Source organism: Pseudomonas sp. BN505 (assembly GCF_029873175.1).
Lineage (GTDB): Bacteria > Pseudomonadota > Gammaproteobacteria > Pseudomonadales > Pseudomonadaceae > Aquipseudomonas > Aquipseudomonas putida.
The window spans coordinates 1-20,064 of record NZ_SSOI01000027.1 but is presented as its reverse complement, the minus strand read 5'-3'; the positions used below and the strand labels follow the sequence as shown (position 1 = coordinate 20,064).

Below are 20,064 nucleotides of genomic sequence, written 5' to 3'. Positions count from 1 at the left end.
GGGCCGCTTTGCGGCCCCATCGCGAAGCAAGGCCGCTCCCACAGATACAGCGCATGCATTGAGCCTTGTGCAATACCTGTGCGCGCTGGCTGCCCGCGATTGGGCCGCACAGCGGCCCCAACCTTGGGTTACCATACCGCCCTTTCCCCGCTTGTCCGACTCGACACCAACAGGTCATCCATGCGTCTGTTTCATACCTCCGACTGGCACCTGGGCCAAAGCCTGCACGGCCAGGAACGCGACTTCGAACACGCCTGCTTCCTCGACTGGCTGCTCGGCCAGCTGCGCCTGCGCCAGCCCGATGCGCTGCTGATTGCCGGCGACATCTTCGACACGGTCAACCCGCCGGTCAAAGCCCAGGAGCGCCTCTACGACTTCATCGTCCAGGCCCATGAGCAACAGCCCAAGCTGGATATCGTGATGATCGCCGGCAACCACGACTCCGGCTCGCGCATCGAGCTGCCCGCCGCATTGATGCGGCGCCTGCGCACCCATGCCCTGGGCCGTGTGCACTGGCTGGACGAAGGCCAGCTGGATGCAGAGCGCCTGTTGATCCCACTGACCAACGGCCGCGGCAAGGTCGCCGCATGGTGCCTGGCCCTGCCCTTCCTGCGCCCGGCCGAGGTCACCGGCCCGAGCCTGGGCGACGACTACCTGCAAGGCATCACCCAGGTCCACCAGCAACTGATCACCGCCGCGCAAGCCAAGCGCAAGAAAGACCAGGCGCTGATCGCCATCAGCCATGCGCACATGGCCGGTGGCTCGGTGTCGGAAGACTCGGAGCGCAGCCTGATCATCGGCAACGCCGAGGCACTGCCGGCCAAGCTGTTCGACAAGGCCATCAGCTATGTCGCCCTGGGCCACCTGCACAAACCGCAGAAGGTCAACCGCGAAGAACGCATCCGCTACAGCGGCTCGCCGATCCCGCTGTCGTTCGCCGAAATCAACTACCCGCACCAGGTGCTGGAAGTGGAGCTGGACGGCACCGAACTGGTCAGCGTCGAACCGCGCCCAGTACCGCGCGCGGTGGCCCTGCAACGGGTTGGCCCGGCACCCTTGGGCGAACTGCTGCAACAGCTGGCCGACCTGCCCGTGATCGACCTGCTCGAAGACCCCAACCGCCAGCCCTGGCTGGAGGTGCGGGTGATACTGGACGAGCCGCAACCCGACCTGCGCCAGCAGATTGAAACTGCACTGGAAGGCAAGGCCGTGCGGCTGATCCGCATCAGCGCCGAATACGCCGGCCGCAATAACGCCGAAGACGATGACCTGGCCTTTGTCGAGCTTTCCCAGATGACCCCGCAAGACCTGTTCAGCCGCGCCTGGGAGCAGGCTTACGGCAACCCCGCAGATGAGCAGGCGCTGGCCGACTTTGCCCTGCTGTTGCAGGACGTGCAGCAGGAAGAGGAGCAGCCATGAAGATTCTCGCCATTCGCCTGAAGAACCTGGCATCGCTGGCCGGCCCGGTCGAAATCGACTTCACCGCAGAGCCCTTGGCCAGCGCTGGCCTGTTCGCCATCACCGGGCCAACGGGGGCCGGCAAAAGCACACTGCTCGACGCCCTGTGCCTGGCGTTGTTTGGCACAGTGCCACGCCTGAACGACATCGGCCGCGAGGCCAAGGTGCCCGACGCCGACGGCGAAATCCCCACCTACGACCCGCGTAACCTGCTGCGCCGTGGCACCGGCAGTGGCTTTGCCGAGGTCGACTTCGTCGGCATCGACGGCCGCCGCTACCGCGCCCGCTGGGAAGCCAACCGCGCCCGCGACAAGGCCAACGGCAAGCTGCAACACAGCCGCCAGAGCTTCTACGACCTGGACAGCGAACAGGTGCTGGGCAGTGGCAAGAACGAATACAAGCAACTGGTCGAGGCCCGCCTTGGCCTGAACTTCGAGCAGTTCACCCGTGCGGTAATGCTGGCCCAGAGCGAGTTCGGCGCTTTCCTCAAGGCGGACGACAAAGAGCGCAGCGAGCTGCTGGAAAAACTCACCAATACCGCCATCTACACCCGCCTTGGCCAGCGTGCCTTCAGCAAGGCCCGTGAAGCCGGCGAGGCCCACAACGCCCTCAAGGAGCGCGCCAGCCACCTGCTACCGATGGCCGCCGAAGCCCGCACCGACCTTGACCAGCGCCTGGAGCAGGCGCAGCAGCAGTTCAAGGCCGACCAGGCTGGCGAGCGCCAACTGGAACAGCAACGCAACTGGCTGAATGAACAACGCCAGCTGCAGGCCCAACATGCCGAAGCCGGCACCGCGCTACAGGCCGCCGAACAAAGCTGGCAGCAACTGGCCGAACCCCGCCTGGCCCTCGTTCGCCTGGAGCGCCTGGCCCCCCAGCGCCACCAGTTCCACCGCCAGCAGGCGCTGACTGCGCAACTGGCACCCGTGGCCGCGAAAATCGCTGAGCAACAGCAGCAGCAAGCCGAGCTGCAGGTGCGCACCCTTGAGCTCGAACAGGCGCTGGCCGCCGCACGCCAGGCGCTTGCCGACAGCCAGGCCCAGCATGGCGAAAACGCACCGCGCCTGCGCCAGGCCTTTGCCGCCCAGGACAACCTGGCGCGCCTGGACCAGGAACTGGCCGCGCAGCGCAGCACCAGCCAACAGGCTGAACAGCAGGTCGCCGACGGCCAGCAGCAGTTGCAGCAGCTTGAAGACAACCAGCAGCGCAGCCTGCAGCAACTGGCCCAGATCGACACCGCGCTGGCCGACAGCCAGCACCTGGCAGGCCTGGCAAATGCCTGGCACGCCTACCTGCCACAGCTGAAGCAGGTAATGCTGATCGGTGGGCGCCTGGCCAAAGGCCGTGAAGAACTGCCCGGCCTTCAGGCCCAGGCCAGCCAGGCCAATACACACTTGCAGGCCGAGCGCGACGCCTACGACCTGCTGTTCCGCGAGGCCAAGGCCGAACCACAGGCCCTTGCCGAGCAAATCGACCTGCTCGGTGGCATGCTGCAGGACAACCGTAAGCAGCAGCGCGCCGTCGAAGAACTGTCGCGCCTGCATGGCCGTGAACAAGAGCTGCGCCAGCAGCTGCATGCCGTGCGCGAACGGCAGCAGCAGGCCATGCAGCAACGCCAGCAACTGATTACCGAAGGCACCGCCGCCAAGGCCGAGCTGGAAGCCGCCGAGCAAGCACTGAACCTCACCCGCCAGCTGTTGCAGCGCCAGCGCCTGGCGCGTAATACCAGCGTCGAAGAACTGCGCGGCCAACTGCGCGACGGCGAACCTTGCCCAGTGTGCGGCAGCGCCGAGCACCCGTTCCATCAGCCCGAAGCCCTGCTGCAGAGCCTGGGTCGCCATGACCAGGCCGAAGAAGACGCCGCGCAGAAGCAGGTCGAAATCCTCAATAGCAAGCTGGTTGAACTGCGTACCCAGCTGGGTGTGGTCAACGCCCAGCTCAAGGACTTCCAACAGCAACTGCAACAACTGGGCGACCAGCTGCAACCGCTGGTGGCCCAGGTACAGGCACATAGCCTTTGGCCGGCCCTAGCCCCGCAGGACGACAAGGCCCGTAGCACCTGGCTCGACGGCCAGTTGCGGCGCCTGGACGAAGAGATCGGCCAGGACGAGAAGCGCCAGAGCGCCCTGCTCGCCCTGCAAAAAGACGCCGCCCGCCTAAACCAGCAACTACAGGCTGCCCACGACGCCCAGCAGCAGGCCCAGCGCCATCTGGAGCAACAGCACCAAGCCCTGGCCAACGATGAGCAGCAGTTGCAGCAGGGGCTGAGCGACCTCGCAGGCGTATTGCCCGAGCAAGCGCTCAAGGCCCTCAACGAAGACCCGGCAAATGCCTTCCTCGCCCTCGACCAGCAGATTGCCCAGCGCCTGCAGCAACTGGAGCAGCGCAAGGACGAACTGGAAGAACAACAAACCCGCCAGGCACAGCTGGACAAGTTGCGCGACCAGCAACAGGCCCGCGTCCAAGGCCAGCAGCAGTTGCAGCAGCAACTGGCAGCCCTCGACGAACAACGCCTGCAAGCCCAGGCCTCGCTCGGTGAACTGCTGGGTGAGCACTCCAGTGCAGAAGCCTGGCAGCAGCACATGGACGCCTCGCTGGAGCAAGCCCGCGCCCTGGACGCCGACACCGCCCAGCGCCTGCAAGACCTGCGCACACAGGGTGTGCAACTGGCCGGTGAGCTCAAGGCCAACGTCCAGCAGCAACAGGCGCTGGACGTCGAGTGCCAGCAGTTGCAGGGCCAGATCGCCCAATGGCGCAGCGAGCACCCGGAACTGGATGACGCCGGCCTGGATCGCCTGTTGGCCATGGATGACGCGCAAGTCAATGAACTGCGCCAGCACCTGCAAAACGCCGAGAAAGCCATCGAACAAGGTCGCGTGCTGCTGCAGGAGCGCGAACAACGCCTGCAACAACACGCCGCACAAATGACCGTGGACACCTCGGCCGAAGCCCTGGAACAAGCCCTGACCGAGCTGCGCGAGCGCCTGGCCGGCCACGAGCAGCAATGCGCCGAACTGCGCGCACAGCAGGCCGACGACCAGCGTCGCCAGCAGGCACACCAGGCGTTGGCGGCAGAAATCGAACAGGCCCATCAGCAATGGCAACGCTGGGCCCGCTTGAACGCCCTGATCGGTTCGGCCTCGGGCGATGTGTTCCGCAAGATCGCCCAGGGTTACAACCTCGACCTGCTGCTGCACCACGCCAACACCCAGCTGCGGCAGCTGGCCCGCCGCTACCGCCTCAAGCGCGGCGGCAGCGCCCTCGGCCTGCTGGTGCTGGACACCGAAATGGGGGACGAACTGCGCTCGGTGCACTCGCTGTCGGGCGGGGAAACCTTCCTGGTCTCGCTGGCCCTGGCCCTGGGCCTGGCCTCGATGGCCTCCAGCACCCTGCGCATCGAATCGCTGTTCATCGACGAAGGCTTCGGCAGCCTCGACCCCGAGTCGCTGCAACTGGCCATGGACGCCCTCGACGGCTTGCAGGCTCAGGGCCGAAAAGTGGCGGTGATTTCCCACGTGCAGGAAATGCACGAGCGCATCCCGGTGCAGATCCAGGTGCGTCGCCAAGGCAATGGCCTGAGTGACGTGGAGGTGTGCGGGTGATCCTCTACTCGTTCCGCCGCTGCCCCTGGGCCATGCGCGCGCGCCTGGCCTTGCGTTATGCCGGGTGCGAGGTGGAAATCTGTGAGGTGGCGATGAAGAACAAGCCGGCAGCACTGCTGGCCTTGTCGCCCAAGGGCACGGTGCCGGTGCTGGATACCGGTGCCGGGGTACTGGAAGAAAGCCTGGACATCATGCGCTGGGCGCTGACGCAAAACGACCCGCAGGGTTGGCAGCTACAGGCTGACCCTGTGGCCGCGCAGCAAGCTGAAGCCCTGATTGCTCGCAATGACAGCACATTCAAGGCGCAGGTGAACCTGTACAAGTATGCCGAACGCTACCCGGAGCACTCCCGCGAGCATTACCGCCAGCAGGCTGAAACCTGGCTGGCGGAGCTCGAAGGCCTGCTGGCCGGCCGGCCCTACCTGCTGGCCGACCACCCGAGCATTGCCGATGCCGCGTTGCTGCCCCTGATGCGCCAGTTTGCCGGGGTTGAACCGCAGTGGTTCGCCGAGGCGGCTTATCCGCGGGTGCGGAGCTGGCTGGAGGGGTGGTTGGCTTCGGAGCTGTTCAGGTCAGTCATGGCCAAATGAGTTCAGGCGATCCCTCGTAGGACACCGCACAAGGCTCAGTGCTGCTGTTTGCCACTCAACGCCGCATGGAAATTGGCACTCTGGCGCAGGTACTGCTCGGTGTAGCTGTGGGTGGCAGAAGCCTTGCTGCTGTCGGCATGGGCATGCGCCGGCAGTACGACCGATGCGGAAATGGCGGATGCGGCAATAACCGGGAAGAGATTGAAGTTCATCTGGGCTGACCTCGACGGCGGTGGTTTGACGGTGGCCCGATTGGGCCTTGGGTCAAACTTACGCCGCCGAGGCCGCACGCAAAAATTCATTGCGGCAGTACCGATTATCACGCTGATCGATATCACTCGATGAACTTGAGGTCCGACGGTGCGTCCTGCTGCAGCGTCTGCACCGTCTCCAGCAGCTTGCCACTGCGCGGATCGCGACGTATCACCACGATCTGGTTGCTCTTCTGGTTGGCCACCAGCAGGAAGTTGTCACTCGGGTCCAGGGCAAACTCCCGAGGGTGATCGCCTTCTACCGGGCGACGCTGCAGGAACGTCAACTGGCCATCCTGCTTGCCCACGCTGAACGCCACAATTTCATTGGCCGTGCCACGGTTGCTCACGTACAGGAAGCGCCCGTCCGCCGACAGGTGCAAGCCACCTGCTGCCTTCGCTGCGGCCTCCTGGCGCTCGGTCAGGGGTAAGCGCTGGCGTTCAACCAGGTTGCCGTCCTGCACATCGAACATCACCACTTCGGCGTTCATTTCCAGGGTGAGGTAGGCGTGCCGGCCCTTGGCGTCGAACAGCAGGTGACGCGGCCCGCTGCCCGGCGGCAAGGCCACGGACGCAGGTATCGCCGCTGTCAGCGGGTGGTCCGCACTGGCACCGTCGTAGCGGTAGATGAACACCTTGTCGGCACCCAGGTCGCTGGCATACAGGTGCTGGCCATCCGGCGACAGCACCAGCGAATGCACATGGGCACCGGCCTGGCGCTCAGGGTTGACTCCGCTCGCCTTATGCCGGGCCTGTTGCACCACGGGCTTGAGCCTGCCGTCCTTGGTCACCGGGATCACCACCAGGCTGCCTCCGGGGTCAGGGTTGACCGCGTAGTTGGCCACGAACAGGTAGCGCTGGTCACGGCTGAGGCTGGCGTGGGTGGGCTCGTCGCCCTGGGTGGCCACTTGGTTGAGCGGCTTGATTTCGCCTTTGCTGCTGATGCTGAAACTGCTGGCATGGCCCTGCGGGGTCTCATTCACCGTAAACAGCTGACGCTGGTCGGCCGACAGCACCAGCCAGGAAGGGCTGACGCTCTTCACCACCTGCAGGGGCGTGGAGTCGATACGGCCGGCCTTGTCGTCGAACTGATACCGGTAGATGCCCTGGCTGGCACCATCGGTATAGCTGCCCACCAGCAAGGTAGCGGCGTGGGAATTGATCGTGAGGCTCATCAGGCTAGCGGTCAGCAGGCTCGTCCAGGTCCGGTTCATCTTGGTCATCATCCGGGGCGCGAAAGGCACTCATACAGACTAGCCGATGCTCGCCGTTGGCATCGTTGAGTTGCCATTCATCACCGGTGGCAACAGCCGCAGCGACTTGTTGGGGGGTGAAGGACCAGCGACGCAGCTGGCGGCCGTCCATGCATTCGACAGTGAGGCCGGATGCGTCGGCGGTGAAATCGAAGGCGTGCAGGCCGTCGATCAGGAGCATGTCGCAGGACTGCAGGGCGGTGGCGAGGGGGGACATGGGGGTACCTGTGGGAGATGTGGCGGCATTATAACCCTGGGGCTGCTTTGCAGCCCATTCGCAGCACAAGGCTGCTCCTACTGGGGATCGCGTGACCCTTGTAGGAGCAGCCTTGTGCTGCGAATGGGCCGCAAAGCGGCCCCTTGCGATTCAATGGGCGAAAATCGAGCCCCCCTCCTTGCCCACCATCCTCTCCGGCTTTATCAGGAACCGTGCCAGCGCCGGCAGCAGCCACAGCGCGCCAAACATGTTCCACAGCAGCATGAAGGTCAGCATCAGCCCCATATCAGCCTGGAACTTGATTGCCGAGAAGATCCAGGTGCACACGCCGATGGCCAGGCACAAGCCAGTGAACAACACGGCTTTACCCGTCGAACGCAGGGTCTGGTAATAGGCCTCCTGCAACGGCAGCCCGGCACGCAGGAAACTTTCCAGCCGGCTGTAGATGTAGATGCCGTAATCCACGCCAATCCCCACGCCCAGCGCCACTACCGGCAAGGTCGCCACCTTCACCCCGATGCCCATGTAGGCCATCAGCGCATTGCCCAGCACTGAGGTCAGTACCAGCGGCAGGACGATGCAGAGGGTGGCGGCGAACGAGCGGAAGGTGATCAGGCACATCACTGCCACACAGATGTACACCAGGATCAGGATGGTCAGCTCGGCCGACTTGATCACCTCGTTGGTCGCTGCCTCGATCCCGGCGTTGCCCGCCGCCAGCAGGAACTGCAGGCCTTCCTTGTTGTGGCTGTCGGCAAACGCCTTGGCCGCGGCAGTAACCCTCTCCAGGGTCTCTGCCTTGTGGTCGTTGAGGAACACCAGCACCGGCGCCAGCGAGCAGTCACCGTTGTACAGGCCATCGGCACGGGCGATGGAGTTGTTGAGGATGTCCGGGTTACGCGACAGGGTTTCCCATTTCAGGCTGCCCTCGTTCATGCCCTTGATCACCTGCTTGGACACGGTCACCAGGGAAATCGCCGACTGCACACCCGGGGTGTTCTGCATGGTCCACATCAGCTCGTCTATCGGCGCCATGGTCGAGTGGACCGAGCACTGCTCCGGCGGGGTCTTGACCATGATCACCAGCACGTCGGAACTGGTCGAGTAGTTGCTGATGATGAAGCTGTTGTCCTGGTTGTAGCGCGAGTCGGGGCGCAGCTCCGGCGCGCCCTGGTCGAGGTCGCCGATCTTCAGGTTCTGGCTGTACCACAGGCCGCCGGCGAAGGCGACCAGCGCCAGGGTTACAGACACCGGCGCCACCTTGGCACTGGCGAAGTTCGACAACAGGCGCCAGAACGGGTGCTCGCGGGTGGCGTCCTTCTTGCTGCGCTCGATGGCCTTCTTGCTGATGCCAACGTAGGAAATAGCCACCGGCAACAGGATCAGGTTGGTGAATACGATCACCGCCACGCCGATGGACGCACCGATGGCCAGCTCGCGGATCACCCCGATATCGATGATCAGCAGGGTGATGAAGCCCACCGCGTCGGCGAGGATGGCGATCATGCCCGGCAGGAACAGCTGGCGGAAGGTGCGCCTGGCCGCCGTGAGGGCGTTGTCGGCGTCACTCGACTGCAAGGCGATGCCGTTGATCTTCTGCACCCCGTGGGAAATGCCGATGGCGAAGATCAGGAACGGTACCAACATCGAGTAGGGGTCCAGGCCAAAGCCCACCGCATGCATCAGCCCAAGCTGCCAGACCACCGCCACCAGGGTGGTGATGAGCACGGCGATGGTGCTGCGGATGCACCAGGTGAACCAGTACAACAGCACCCAGGTAATGGCCAGGGCGACGCCGAAGAACATCGCCACCATCACCAGGCCGTCGATCAGGTCACCGACCTTCTTGGCAAAGCCGACAATGTGAATTTTCACATTGGGGTTCTGCGCCTGGAACTTGTCGCGGATCTTCTCTTCCAGCAGGTGCGAGAACTGCTGGTAGTCCAGCTTCACTTGCCTGCCTGGGTCCTGCGGGTCGGGGTAGCTCTCCAGCAGCGGCACGTCGACGATGCTGGACTTGAAATTGTTACCCACCAGCCGCCCCACCTGGCCAGACTTGAGCACGTTGTCGCGCAGGGTATCGAGGCTGTCCTGCGAACCGTTGTAAGTGTTGGGGATCACCTCGCCACCGGAAAAGCCCTCTTCGGTCACCTCGCTCCAGCGCACGCTGGGGCTCCACAGCGACTTCAGCCCGGCACGGTCGACGCCTGGGATGTAGAACACCTCGTCGTGGACCTGGCGCAGGGTCTCCATGTAGTCCTTGTCGAAGATGTCGCCGTTCACCGCTTCGACCGAAATGCGTACGGTGTTGCCGAGGTTGGCCAGGTCGTTGCGGTGCTCCATCATCTGCTCGATGAACGGGTGCTGCAGCGGGATCATCTTTTCGAAGCTGGTGGACGGGCGAATTTGCGTGGCCTGCCAGAACAGGAAAATGCTCACCAGCACGCACAGCGCGATGACCACGGGGCGGTTGTTGAAGATCAGGCGTTCGAGCAGCGTGGCCTTGTCCTGGTGGTGCGGGTGCATGGTAATGCTCTCCCTGCTGGTCATTGGCTCGCCCCCTCGGCTCCCTGGGCATCCGCCAGGTGTACACCGCCCTGCCCTACCAGCAGCAGGCCGCCATTGGCCAGGCCGCTGACGCCAGCCAGGGCGATGCGGTCGGCGCGGTTGTACACGCTGAAGGTCTGGCCGCCATCGGCACTGCGCAGCACGCTGCCGCCATTGCCGACCAGCACCAGGGTGCCATCATCCAGAAGCGTAGCGCTTGCCAGGCCGAATTCGAGGTTGCCGCGCGCGACCTTGAGCTCGATCGGCTGCCAGCTGTCGCCAAAATCGGTGGAACGGAACAGGTTGCCTCGCAGGCCATACGCCAGCAGGGCGTTCGGCTGGGCGGTGCCGATCACGCCGAACAGCGAGCCCTCGTAAGGGCCCTGGACTTTGGCCCAGGTCTGGCCGTTGTCGGCGGAGCGGAACATGCCACCCTGCTCGCCTACGATGAACAGGCCGGCGTCACGCACCCGGGCGATACCGTTCAGGTGCAACTGGTCAGGGTTGTCCAGGCGCTCGGCCACGTCCTGCCAGTGCTGACCGCCGTCTGTGGTTTCCAGCAAGGCGTTGTAGGCACCCACGGCAAAGCCGTGCTGGGCGTCAAGGAAGGCAACATCGAGCAAGGGCGCTTCGCGGGAGAGGTCTTCGAACTGCTTGCTCCAGGTGGCCCCGCCGTCGTTGCTGGCGAGGATCTGCGCATCGTGGCCGACCGCCCAGCCGCGCTTGTCATCGAGGAAGAACACGGCGGTGAGCAGCTGCCGGGTGGGGACCCGGGCCTGGGTCCAGGTGCCGCCCTGGTCGTCGGAGAACAGAATGTGGCCGCGATCACCCACCACCACCAGGCGCTTGCCGGCATGGGTGGCGTCGATCAACAGGCTTTGGCTGGCCTTGGCGGATTCGGTGGAGTATTCGTCGGCGGCGGCGGCCTGGGCACTGTCGGCCCACACCCCCAAAGCCAGTGCCAGCACTGCACTGGCCGCCCATGGCCAGGCACCACGCCTGGCTGGCGCCCGTAGCGGTTCCCTCATGACTGCCCCCTTGTTGTGTTCTTGTTGGTGGGTCAATGCATTGCAGGTACTGCGAAAAGCCTGATCTAGAGGCCTGCAATAGCTTGAGGGGATCGTAGCGGGGATTTTGGCGGGGATACAACGGGCGGGGTGTTATGTTTTGTTGTCGGCCCAAAAAGCTTCGCGGGTAAACCCGCTCCCACAGGTGCTACACCGTCCATGACAACGGTGAAGTACCTGTGGGAGCGGGTTTACCCGCGAAGAGGCCGGCACTGACTACAGAAAACTCAAGCCAGGCTCTTGCTCACCACTTCATACACATCACTGGACAGCTCACCCGAAGCCAGAATCCGCTCCAGCTCACCCTTCATCAGCGCCTGGCGCGCAGCGTCATACTTGCGCCAGCGGGTCAGCGGTGCCAGTTGACGCGAAGCAATCTGCGGGTTCAGCGCATTAAGCTCGATCACCAGGTCCGCCAGGAAACGGTAGCCCGAGCCATCTGCCGCATGGAAGTTGACCAGGTTCTGCCCGGCAAACGCACCCACCAGTGCACGTACCTTGTTCGGGTTCTTCAGGGTGAACGCCGGGTGCTGCATCAACGCCTTGACCCGCGCCAGCCCGCCCGGCAGCGTGCTGGCCGCCTGCACGCTGAACCACTGGTCCATGACCAGCGGGTTGTCCTTGAAGTGCTCGGCAAAAGCTTCCAGGGCCTTGGCCCGCTCGGCTTCGAACGGCGAATTCACCAGCACCGCCAGGGCGGTGAGGCGTTCGGTCATGTTGTCGCACTGATCGAACTGCTCCAGGGTCGCTTCCAGCACCTGCGGCTTGCCGCTCTGCATCAGGTACGACAGGGCGATGTTCTGCAGGCTGCGGCGGGCAAAGTGCTTGGCCTCGGCTACATAGGCAGTGCTGCGCGACACTTCACGGTTGGCCTGGTAACGCGCCCACAGGGCGTCGAACAGCTGTGCGGCGATCTGCTGGCGGGCGAACTCACGGGCAGCGTGGATGGCGTCGACGTCGGCCACCTGGCTGATTTCGGTGAGGTAGGCCTCTCCCGGCAGCGAAAGCATTTCGGCAACCATGGCCGGGTCCAGCGACGCGTTACCCAGCACGGTGCCCAGGGCCGTGATCAGGCGCTGGTCGAGTTTCAGGGCTTCGCCGCGTTGATGCTGGCCGATCAGTTCTTGCAGTACCTGCACCGACAGCTGCTGGCCCGCTTCCCAGCGGTTGAAGCCGTCGCTGTCGTGCTGCATCAGGAACATCAGCTGGTCGCGGTCGTAAGGGAAGCTGAGCTTCACCGGCGCACTGAAGCCGCGCAGCAGCGAGGGCAGCGGCTTGGCCTGGACACCTTCGAAGGTGAAGGTCTGCTCGGCCTCGGTCACCGACAGCACGCGGCTGGTGCCGCCAGCAGCGGCTTCACCGGCCAGGCGCAGCGGCAGGTCATTGCCTTCGGCGTCCAGCAGGCCCAGCTCGACCGGGATCACGAACGGCAGTTTCTCGGCCTTGTCCGGGGTTTGCGGGCAGCTCTGGCGGAAGGTCAGGCTGTAGGTCTGCGCAGCAGCATCATAGGCTTCGCTGACTTCCAGGCGCGGGGTACCGGCCTGGCTGTACCAGCGCTTGAACTGGGTGAAGTCGACGCCGTTGGCGTCTTCCATGGCCTTGATGAAGTCGTCGGTGGTCACCGCCTGGCCATCATGGCGTTCGAAGTACAGGTCGCTGCCTTTGCGGAAGCCTTCGTTACCCAGCAAGGTACGGACCATACGCACCACTTCGGCGCCCTTCTCGTACACGGTCAGGGTGTAGAAGTTGGAGATCTCGATGAAGCTATCCGGGCGCACGGGATGGGCCATGGGGCCGGCGTCTTCTGCGAACTGGTGGGTGCGCAGGTAGGCGACGTCTTCGATGCGCTTGACCGTGCGCGAGTTCATGTCGGCGCTGAACTCGGCATCGCGGAACACCGTGAAGCCTTCTTTCAGCGACAGCTGGAACCAGTCACGGCAGGTGACACGGTTACCCGACCAGTTGTGGAAATACTCGTGGGCGACCACGCCTTCGACGCGCTGGTGCGCGGCATCGGTGGCGGTTTCGGCACGGGCCAGCACACAGCTGGAATTGAAAATGTTCAGGCCCTTGTTTTCCATGGCGCCCATGTTGAAGTCGTTGACCGCAACAATCATGAAGATGTCCAGATCGTACTCGCGGCCGTAGACTTCTTCGTCCCAGCGCATGGACTTCTTCAGGCTGACCATGGCGTGGTCGCACTTGTCGAGGTTTTCGGGCTCGACATAGATGCGCAGCATCACATCGCGGCCAGACTGACGTGTGAAGTTGTCCTCGACGCACCACAAGTCACCGGCCACCAGCGCGAACAGGTAGGCCGGCTTCTTGAACGGGTCTTCCCAGGTCGCCCAGTGGCGGCCATCTTCAGCCGGCCCGCTGCCGGTCGGGTTGCCGTTCGACAACAGCACCGGGTAGCGATGCTGCTCGGCAATCACCGTGGTGGTGAAGGTGCTCATCACGTCCGGGCGGTCGAGGTAGTAGGTGATCTTGCGGAAGCCCTCGGCCTCGCACTGGGTGCAGAACATCTTGCCCGACTTGTACAGGCCTTCCAGTGCAGTGTTGCTCTCGGGGTGGATCTTCACGCTGGTGTCGAGGGTGAACTGCTCGGCCTTGGGCTGCAGCGTCAGGCTGTCGGCTGCGAGCTGGTAGTCGCCCGCCTGCAGTTCCTGATCGTCCAGCGCGGCGCGCAGCAGTTCCAGCTGCTGGCCGTCGAGCACCAGCGGCGGCAGGCCAGCACCGCGTGCCGGGTTGCGGCGCATGACCAGTTGCGCGTGAACCAGGGTGTGGTCCTCGAACAGCTCGAAGGTCAGGTGCGTCTCGTCGATCAGGTACTCGGGCGCCTGGTAATCCTTCAGGTAGATCACTTGCGGTTGTTCGGTACGCATGTGCAGGTCCTTTTTACTGGAGCACGGCCAACTGGTAGGCCGTGTACTTGCGAATATTGATCACACCGGTGTCGAAGATCAGGTACTGACCTTTGATACCCAGCAGCGTGCCTTCGGCCACCGGGTCCTTGTCGAGGTTGAAGCTGACGATCTTTTTCGGGTAGGCCTCGACCGGGTACTTCATCTGCACCACTTCGGCGTCGTGCAGCGGCTGGATCGCCTGCAGGCCAAAGCGCCCGTGCAACTCACGCAGGCCATCGGCGCAGGCGTCGAAGATCTGATCACGGATAGCCGGCAAGTCGAGCACCTCGGCATCGCCTTTGAGCAGCGCGCGCCAGTTGGTGCGGTCCGGCACCTGGCTGCGCAGCACGTCTTCGACCAGGCCTGACTGCTGACGGGTAGCCACACGCATGATCGGCAGGGCCTGGCTGGCGCCCTGGTCGAGCCAGCGGGTGGGCAGCTGAGTGGCGCGGGTGATGCCGACCTTGATCCCTGACGAATTGGCCAGGTAGACCACGTGGTCGGTCATGCAGAATTGTTCGCCCCACGACGGCTCGCGGCAGGTGCCAGCGTCGTAGTGGCATTTTTCCGGGGCCATGATGCACACATCGCACTGGGCCAGCTTGGTCATGCACGGGTAGCAGTACCCCTGGCTGAAGCTGGTCTTGGTGCGTTTGCCGCAGTGGTTGCAGTGAATGGCGCCGAGGTATTCCAGGCGCAGGCGCTGGCCGATCAGCGGGTTGACCGGCACCTGCGTGTCATCCAGGCGGAAGCTGTATTGCACCACGGGTGCCTGCAGGCTTACCGCCATTTTGCTCAACGAGCCACGAGCGAGTTCGATCAATGTACCGAGTCCGATTTGAACAGAATGTTGGCGATCGGCGCAGACTTCGATGCACATTCCTGCGGGCCCATGTAGCCGGTGCGCTGGTCTTCGGGCAGGTTCTGGATCTCCCAGGCGATCACGGCTTGCAGCGACAGCTCTTTTTGCTCGGCGGTGAGCTTGCGGCCGTCGGACCATTTGCCGATTTCCACGGCCAGTTTCAGGCTCTCGTAGATTTCCGGTGTGATGTTTTCAATCATTTGCGCGAAAGTGGACATAGTGTCTCCTGATTCAAGCCGACAGTTTACGCCGGGCCAGCGCCCCACCCAAGAGCCCGGTCAGGCATCCGATGAGCAACCCGCCAACATGGGCGGCGTTGGCGATCTGGCCGAGGCCCAGCGTGCCGACCACACCGGTCAGGCATACCACCAGCCAGATCAGCATCATCACCAGCACGCCCTTTGGCAGGTTGAAGTAACGATTGGGCGCCAGCCACTGATACAGCCAGATATGCCCGAGCAAACCGTACAGCACGCCAGACAGGCCGCCGAACAGGCTCGGCCCGCTGGTGTAGTGCTGGGCCAGGTTGGACACCAGGCTGAACAGCAGGGTCAGGCCCAGCAGCATCCAGGGGCCCTGGCGCAGTTCGATTCGCTTGCCCAGCTCCCAGTACCACAGGCTGTTCATGGCCAGGTGCAGCACACCGAAGTGCAGCAGCATGGGCGATACCAGGCGCCACCACTGGCCTTCGTCCAGAACTTGCGCCAGCGAGCTGAAATACAGGTAGTCGCCCTGGACGCGGAAGTCGAGGAAGGTGAACCAGCTGATGGTGGTGAAGTTGTCGCCCAGGCTGGTGAGGCCGGCGACGATGAAACACAACAGCAGGGTTAGGGTGGTGACCTTGCAGGCTTTGGCCTGTTCTACCAGGGAGGGCTGTGTGGGGCTATTCGCGGGCATGCTCGCTTGCCCCGGTTCCTCTGCCACCTGGATGTCGGCATTGCCGTCGGGGTAGCGTTGGTAGAGTTGCAGCACGTCTTCAACCAGGGTGTCAGGAGCCCAGAGCACCTGGGCATCGCCGTCCTCGCTCACCCGGTGCGGCACCTGCAGGCGCTGCAGCAGGTGGATGAAGCCGCTGAGGTCGACCGAAAGCGGCAGGCGCATCACTTCGATAATGTTCATTGGTTGGCCTGTGGGCGGTCGACGTCGACCCAGACGAACTTGTGCGGGTCGATGCGGGTTTCATCATCCAGCCGGTAGGCGGCCAGCTTGCCGTAGAGCACGGCGCTGTAGTCCAGGCAGGCCAGGTTGGCGCGGATCGGCGCTGGCCGGCCGCTGCGCCAGTAGTGGCCAACGAACAGCAAGGGCTCGTCTTCGGCATAACGCAGCAAGGCGTTCTTCTGGCTGTGGCTGAGTGGGGTACTGGCCACTTCTTCGGGCAGGGCATCGGGCTGGAACACGATGTCGCCGTAGGTTTGCGGGTCTTCTTCCCAGAATTTGGTGCGGAAGAAGGCACGGGTCAGGCCGTCGCCGCCGGTCAGGGTCAGGCCGTCCGGCAGGCGCATGTCGGTGCCGCGCAGCAGGCGGTTGCACACCGTGTCGGCGAAACTGCCACTCACCGCCGAGGCCTGGATGAAGTGTTCATCAATGCGCCCGTCAGGGTATTGCTGGCGCAGCGGCTCGATCAACCGCGGGTCCCAGCAGGCGTGCACCAGGCGGAAGCGCCCGGCGTCGATGAACAGCGGCAGCTGGTAGAACCAGTTGACGAAGTCGTGCCAGTCGCCGGGGTGGTGGGCGAACTGGGTGAGGGTTTCGTCGATCAGCCGGGCGTGGCGTGGCGTGTGCTCGCGCACATAGGCCTTGCCGCTGCCGGGCAGCGCCGGGGTGACCCAGCCCAGGGCGTTGTATTCGTGGTTGCCCATGATGCAGAACGCCTGGCCGGCCTCGACCATGTCATGGACGATGTGCAGCGCCTCGCGAATGCGTGGCCCGCGGTCGACGATATCGCCCAGGAACAGCGCCAGGCGCCTTGGGTGGCGCCACACGCCGGCCACACGCTTGTAACCGAGGGCGTCGAGCAGGCGTTCAAGGGTCAGAGCACAGCCGTGCACGTCACCAATGATGTCGAAACTTCGCGCCGGATCGAGCATCAGTCGTCCCTGCTCCCCAGACGGCTGCCCCAACCCAGTTTGGTGCGGCAGACCTCGTAGTAATTGTGGTCCAGCGGGTGGATAAGGCGCAGCTTCTGCGGTTTCTTGCTCACCGTGATGGTGTCGCCGGGAGCGCAGGTGAAATGGTTCTGGCCGTCACAGGACACCTGCGGGTAGATCTGCAGGTCCTTGGACACCACGATCTTCAGCTCGCTGTTGCCGTCGACCACGATCGGCCGGCCCGACAGGGTGTGCGGGTACATTGGCACGATGACGATGGCGTCGAGCTTGGGGTGCATGATCGGGCCACCGGCCGACAGCGCGTAGGCGGTGGAACCGGTGGGGGTGGCGACGATCAGCCCGTCGGCCTTCTGGCTGCAGACGAACTGGCCATCGATGTAGATTTCGAACTCGATCATGCGCGTGGACTTGCCCGGGTGCAGCACCACGTCGTTCAGCGCATCACCCTGGCCGATCGCTTCGTGGTGGCGACGCACCTCGGCCTGCAGCAGGAAGCGGTTTTCCACCAGGTAGTGGCCGTCGAGCACTTCGGCAACTTTCTCTTCCAGCTCGTCGGGGCGGATGTCGGTGAGGAAGCCCAAATTGCCACGGTTGATGCCCAGCACCGGAATGTTGTGCCGGGCCAGTGCACGGGCGGCGCCCAGCAGGCTGCCGTCACCGCCGACCACGATGACCAGGTCACAGACCTCGCCCAGCAGCTTGCGGGTGGAGGTTTGCAGGCCATGGCCGGGCAGTACTTCGGCAATGGTGTCTTCGAGAATCACATGCAAGTGGCGCTCGAGGAGGAATTTTTTCAGTCGGCGAATGGTGTCGAGCACCTGCGAGCTGCCAAGGCGACCGATGATACCGATATTGCGAAATTGCTCCATGGGGCTCCTGCGGGGCTCTGCGACGGGTGACGATGGACCGATTATGGGCGAAACCACCGGGCAGCGGCAAACCGGCTATGCTCGCTGGATGATGCCATTCGCCCTGCTCAACGACCTGCCCCGGCAGCTACGCCGCCCCGCCGTGCGCGACCTGGCCTGGGCCCTGCTGTCGCCGCCCCTGCTCAGCGCCCCGCCCTGCCTCCAGCGCCACCCGCTGACGGGCAGCCTCTGGGCGCAGCAACCGCAGCGCCTGGAGGGCTGGTTGCGGGCGCTGGATGCCGACGATCGCCCGTTGCGCGAGTGGCTGGCAAAGCTCGGCAGCCGGCGGCTGGGGCTTTACTACGAACGGCTGTGGCAATTTGCCCTGGGCCAGGCGCCCGGCATCGAGCTGCTGGCGGCCAACCTGGCAATCCGTGACGGTGGCCACACCCTGGGCGAACTGGACGTAGTGCTGCGCGACCGCGACGGTGTGCACCACCTTGAGCTGGCGATCAAGTTGTACCTGGGGCCGCAAGACGCCGGGCACGACCCGCATGCCTGGCTGGGGCCGGGGTGCCATGACCGGCTGGGGACCAAACTTGCGCACCTGACGGGCCACCAGTTGCCCATGTCGAACGGCGCGCACAGCCGCGAGCTGTTGGCGCGGTTGGGGGTTGAGCAGGTGCAGGCACACGTGTGGCTGGGTGGCTACCTGTTCTATCCGTGGCCTGGGCATGCCGAACCACCTGCGGGCGCCAACCCGCAGCACTTGCGCGGGCGCTGGGTGCGCCGTCGGGACTGGGTCATGGCAGAGGGGGAGCATTGGCAGCCCTTGCAGCGGCATGCCTGGCTGGCACCTGCGCGGGTCGAGCCAGGCGAAGGCTGGACGGTGGAGCAGTTTGCGGCCTGGTTGCATGTGCTGGAGCGGCAGGCGCCGGCGCAGTTGCTGGTGAGGTTGGAGCCTGATGCCGAGGGTGCCTGGCAGGAGGTGGAGCGGGTGTTTCTGGTGGCTGACAGTTGGCCATTTTCAGCGCAGGCATGATGTTGCCTGACCCGGCCTCTTCGCAGCACAAGGCTGCTCCTTGTATGTTGTGCCTAGCCTGATGAGAGAGGTTATTCTCGTCAGGCTATAGAAGCACTTCCGGGGAGGCCGATCGCTCCTGAAGGCAGGGTTTGCCCCTGACCTTGTCTGTAGAGAGGCCCCCCGCCTCATTGCCCACTACGAAGAGTATCGAGAAGCCGACAAGTCGGACTTCGCATTACAAGGTTGCAGCGGCATGAAGTTCGAGGTCGGGGAACCGGAGGCCATTGTTACCTAACTCGCTTGGGAGTGGGAAGAATGAATGTCTGTGTGGGCCTGGATATTGGTTCTCGTACGTCGATCGTTGGGGTGCGTAAAGATGGGCGTCCCGCTGGACAGTGGGATATCGCTCAAACCCCTGCTGGTCGTAAGGCAGCGGTGAAAAAGCTGCAGGCGCTCAAGCCCAAGTCGATCGTGATGGAGGCGACCGGAATCTATTACCTGGACCTGGCCCTTGAGCTGCATGCTGCGGACCTTCCTGTTTCGGTGATCAACCCCAAGAGCTTCCATAATTTCGCCAAGCTGATGCTGGTGAACAGTAAAACTGACTCGATAGATGCTCAGTTGCTGTCCGAGTACGGTGAACGTATGACACCGCGCTTGTGGACACCGCCAAGCTCCGTACAGCTTGAGCTGAGGGCTCTTGGCCGGCACATCAATCGTCTGGTCGGGCACCGCACCAGGGCGAAGAATGAGCTGCATGCATTGCAGGCGACCGCTACGACCGTGTCGATGCTGATCGAAGATCAAGAGGAAGCGATTGCCACTTTGGACAATCGCATTGAGCGTTTCCGCAAAGCCGGACGTGAGTTGATCGCTCAGTGTCCGACGCTTAACCGGCAGTACAAGCAGTTACTAGCGGGCCCGGGAATGGGAGAAGTCTCGGCACTTGCTGCCTTGGCTGAGCTGACCACCCTTCCTCAAATGCTCAAGTCCTCTCAGGTCGCTCGTCATGCTGGTCTAGATGTTCGACAGACACAGTCGGGGACAAGCATTGATAAACCTGGTCGGCTCGGCAAAAGCGGGAATGCCTATTTACGGGCGGCCATGTACATGCCGGCGCTGACGGCGGTGCGCTGCGATCCTTACGCGAAGGCCTTTTATGAATCGCTGGTCAGCAGGGGGAAGAAAAAAATGCAAGCGATCGCCGCTGTCATGCGCAAGTACCTGACAGGCATATGGGCATGCATGCGCGGCGATGAACCATTTGATACGGCCAAGCTTTTCAGCTCTGAACACCTTAGAAAAGCTTGACCGCCAACAGAGTATCTACA

16 protein-coding genes are annotated in these 20,064 nt (G+C 63.7%); 5 read left to right on the top strand and 11 right to left on the bottom strand.

Features of this window, described 5'->3' with window-relative positions:
• The first annotated feature begins 180 nt into the window (after window positions 1-180).
• From E8E78_RS06075 to E8E78_RS06065, 3 genes are read left to right on the top strand one after another with little or no spacing between them, the layout of a single operon-like run.
• On the top strand, window positions 181-1,419 hold the full coding sequence (locus E8E78_RS06075) for an exonuclease SbcCD subunit D C-terminal domain-containing protein (protein ID WP_049277543.1): 1,239 nt from the start codon (window positions 181-183) through the stop codon (window positions 1,417-1,419).
• Entirely contained in the window at window positions 1,416-5,060 is a 3,645-nt protein-coding gene (locus E8E78_RS06070; RefSeq protein ID WP_049277541.1) for an AAA family ATPase, read from the top strand. Before E8E78_RS06075 ends, E8E78_RS06070 begins: the two co-directional genes overlap by 4 nt.
• Complete coding sequence (locus tag E8E78_RS06065; protein WP_016500838.1) at window positions 5,057-5,650, top strand: glutathione S-transferase; 594 nt, start codon at window positions 5,057-5,059, stop codon at window positions 5,648-5,650. The genes E8E78_RS06070 and E8E78_RS06065 overlap by 4 nt, the downstream gene beginning before the upstream one ends.
• 35 nt (window positions 5,651-5,685) lie before the next feature.
• Here E8E78_RS06065 and E8E78_RS06060 read toward each other — a convergent pair whose 3' ends face one another.
• From E8E78_RS06060 to E8E78_RS06010, 11 genes are all read right to left on the bottom strand, one after another.
• Entirely contained in the window at window positions 5,686-5,862 is a 177-nt protein-coding gene (locus E8E78_RS06060) for a hypothetical protein (RefSeq protein WP_016500839.1), read from the bottom strand.
• A gap of 122 nt (window positions 5,863-5,984) precedes the next feature.
• The gene (locus E8E78_RS06055) at window positions 5,985-7,115 is read right to left on the bottom strand and encodes a lactonase family protein (RefSeq protein WP_230676131.1); all 1,131 of its coding nucleotides are present in this window, start codon (window positions 7,113-7,115) and stop codon (window positions 5,985-5,987) included.
• Window positions 7,081-7,371, bottom strand: coding sequence for a DUF5629 family protein (locus E8E78_RS06050; RefSeq protein WP_049277538.1), 291 nt, complete (start codon window positions 7,369-7,371; stop codon window positions 7,081-7,083). The genes E8E78_RS06055 and E8E78_RS06050 overlap by 35 nt, the downstream gene beginning before the upstream one ends.
• Window positions 7,372-7,521: 150 nt before the next feature.
• The gene (locus E8E78_RS06045; RefSeq protein ID WP_049277547.1) at window positions 7,522-9,897 is read right to left on the bottom strand and encodes an RND family transporter; all 2,376 of its coding nucleotides are present in this window, start codon (window positions 9,895-9,897) and stop codon (window positions 7,522-7,524) included.
• A gap of 20 nt (window positions 9,898-9,917) precedes the next feature.
• Window positions 9,918-10,946: a YCF48-related protein gene (locus E8E78_RS06040; protein WP_114942467.1), complete on the bottom strand. Its 1,029-nt coding sequence runs from the start codon at window positions 10,944-10,946 to the stop codon at window positions 9,918-9,920.
• Between the two features lie 266 nt (window positions 10,947-11,212).
• Window positions 11,213-13,870: an aminopeptidase N gene (gene pepN, locus E8E78_RS06035; protein WP_280312906.1), complete on the bottom strand. Its 2,658-nt coding sequence runs from the start codon at window positions 13,868-13,870 to the stop codon at window positions 11,213-11,215.
• A gap of 13 nt (window positions 13,871-13,883) precedes the next feature.
• Entirely contained in the window at window positions 13,884-14,714 is an 831-nt protein-coding gene (locus tag E8E78_RS06030; protein ID WP_049277534.1) for a DUF2797 domain-containing protein, read from the bottom strand.
• On the bottom strand, window positions 14,711-14,971 hold the full coding sequence (locus tag E8E78_RS06025) for a DUF1315 family protein (protein ID WP_016500845.1): 261 nt from the start codon (window positions 14,969-14,971) through the stop codon (window positions 14,711-14,713). Before E8E78_RS06025 ends, E8E78_RS06030 begins: the two co-directional genes overlap by 4 nt.
• A 13-nt stretch (window positions 14,972-14,984) precedes the next feature.
• Window positions 14,985-15,872: a rhomboid family intramembrane serine protease gene (locus tag E8E78_RS06020; RefSeq protein WP_049277532.1), complete on the bottom strand. Its 888-nt coding sequence runs from the start codon at window positions 15,870-15,872 to the stop codon at window positions 14,985-14,987.
• The gene (locus tag E8E78_RS06015; RefSeq protein ID WP_169725181.1) at window positions 15,869-16,843 is read right to left on the bottom strand and encodes a metallophosphoesterase; all 975 of its coding nucleotides are present in this window, start codon (window positions 16,841-16,843) and stop codon (window positions 15,869-15,871) included. Before E8E78_RS06015 ends, E8E78_RS06020 begins: the two co-directional genes overlap by 4 nt.
• Window positions 16,840-17,730 (bottom strand): NAD(+) kinase, encoded by an 891-nt coding sequence (locus E8E78_RS06010; RefSeq protein ID WP_008090067.1) that lies wholly within the window; start codon window positions 17,728-17,730, stop codon window positions 16,840-16,842. Before E8E78_RS06010 ends, E8E78_RS06015 begins: the two co-directional genes overlap by 4 nt.
• A gap of 43 nt (window positions 17,731-17,773) precedes the next feature.
• On the opposite strand from E8E78_RS06010, the gene E8E78_RS06005 reads away from it, so the two are divergent.
• Both E8E78_RS06005 and E8E78_RS06000 read left to right on the top strand, forming a co-directional pair.
• Window positions 17,774-18,751, top strand: a complete 978-nt coding sequence (locus E8E78_RS06005; RefSeq protein WP_280312911.1) for a DUF1853 family protein — start codon at window positions 17,774-17,776, stop codon at window positions 18,749-18,751.
• Between the two features lie 297 nt (window positions 18,752-19,048).
• Window positions 19,049-20,044 (top strand): IS110 family transposase, encoded by a 996-nt coding sequence (locus tag E8E78_RS06000; RefSeq protein ID WP_016497900.1) that lies wholly within the window; start codon window positions 19,049-19,051, stop codon window positions 20,042-20,044.
• The last annotated feature ends 20 nt before the right edge of the window (window positions 20,045-20,064 follow it).

Coding starts and splice junctions, on each gene's coding strand:
- E8E78_RS06075 (WP_049277543.1), top strand. CDS start 181: ATGCGTCTGTTTCATACCTCCGACTGGCACCTGGGCCAAAGCCTGCAC.
- E8E78_RS06070 (WP_049277541.1), top strand. CDS start 1,416: ATGAAGATTCTCGCCATTCGCCTGAAGAACCTGGCATCGCTGGCCGGC.
- E8E78_RS06060 (WP_016500839.1), bottom strand. CDS start 5,862: ATGAACTTCAATCTCTTCCCGGTTATTGCCGCATCCGCCATTTCCGCA.
- E8E78_RS06055 (WP_230676131.1), bottom strand. CDS start 7,115: ATGAACCGGACCTGGACGAGCCTGCTGACCGCTAGCCTGATGAGCCTC.
- E8E78_RS06050 (WP_049277538.1), bottom strand. CDS start 7,371: ATGTCCCCCCTCGCCACCGCCCTGCAGTCCTGCGACATGCTCCTGATC.
- E8E78_RS06045 (WP_049277547.1), bottom strand. CDS start 9,897: ATGCACCCGCACCACCAGGACAAGGCCACGCTGCTCGAACGCCTGATC.
- E8E78_RS06040 (WP_114942467.1), bottom strand. CDS start 10,946: ATGAGGGAACCGCTACGGGCGCCAGCCAGGCGTGGTGCCTGGCCATGG.
- pepN (WP_280312906.1), bottom strand. CDS start 13,870: ATGCGTACCGAACAACCGCAAGTGATCTACCTGAAGGATTACCAGGCG.
- E8E78_RS06025 (WP_016500845.1), bottom strand. CDS start 14,971: ATGTCCACTTTCGCGCAAATGATTGAAAACATCACACCGGAAATCTAC.
- E8E78_RS06020 (WP_049277532.1), bottom strand. CDS start 15,872: ATGAACATTATCGAAGTGATGCGCCTGCCGCTTTCGGTCGACCTCAGC.
- E8E78_RS06010 (WP_008090067.1), bottom strand. CDS start 17,730: ATGGAGCAATTTCGCAATATCGGTATCATCGGTCGCCTTGGCAGCTCG.
- E8E78_RS06005 (WP_280312911.1), top strand. CDS start 17,774: ATGGGCGAAACCACCGGGCAGCGGCAAACCGGCTATGCTCGCTGGATG.
- E8E78_RS06000 (WP_016497900.1), top strand. CDS start 19,049: ATGAATGTCTGTGTGGGCCTGGATATTGGTTCTCGTACGTCGATCGTT.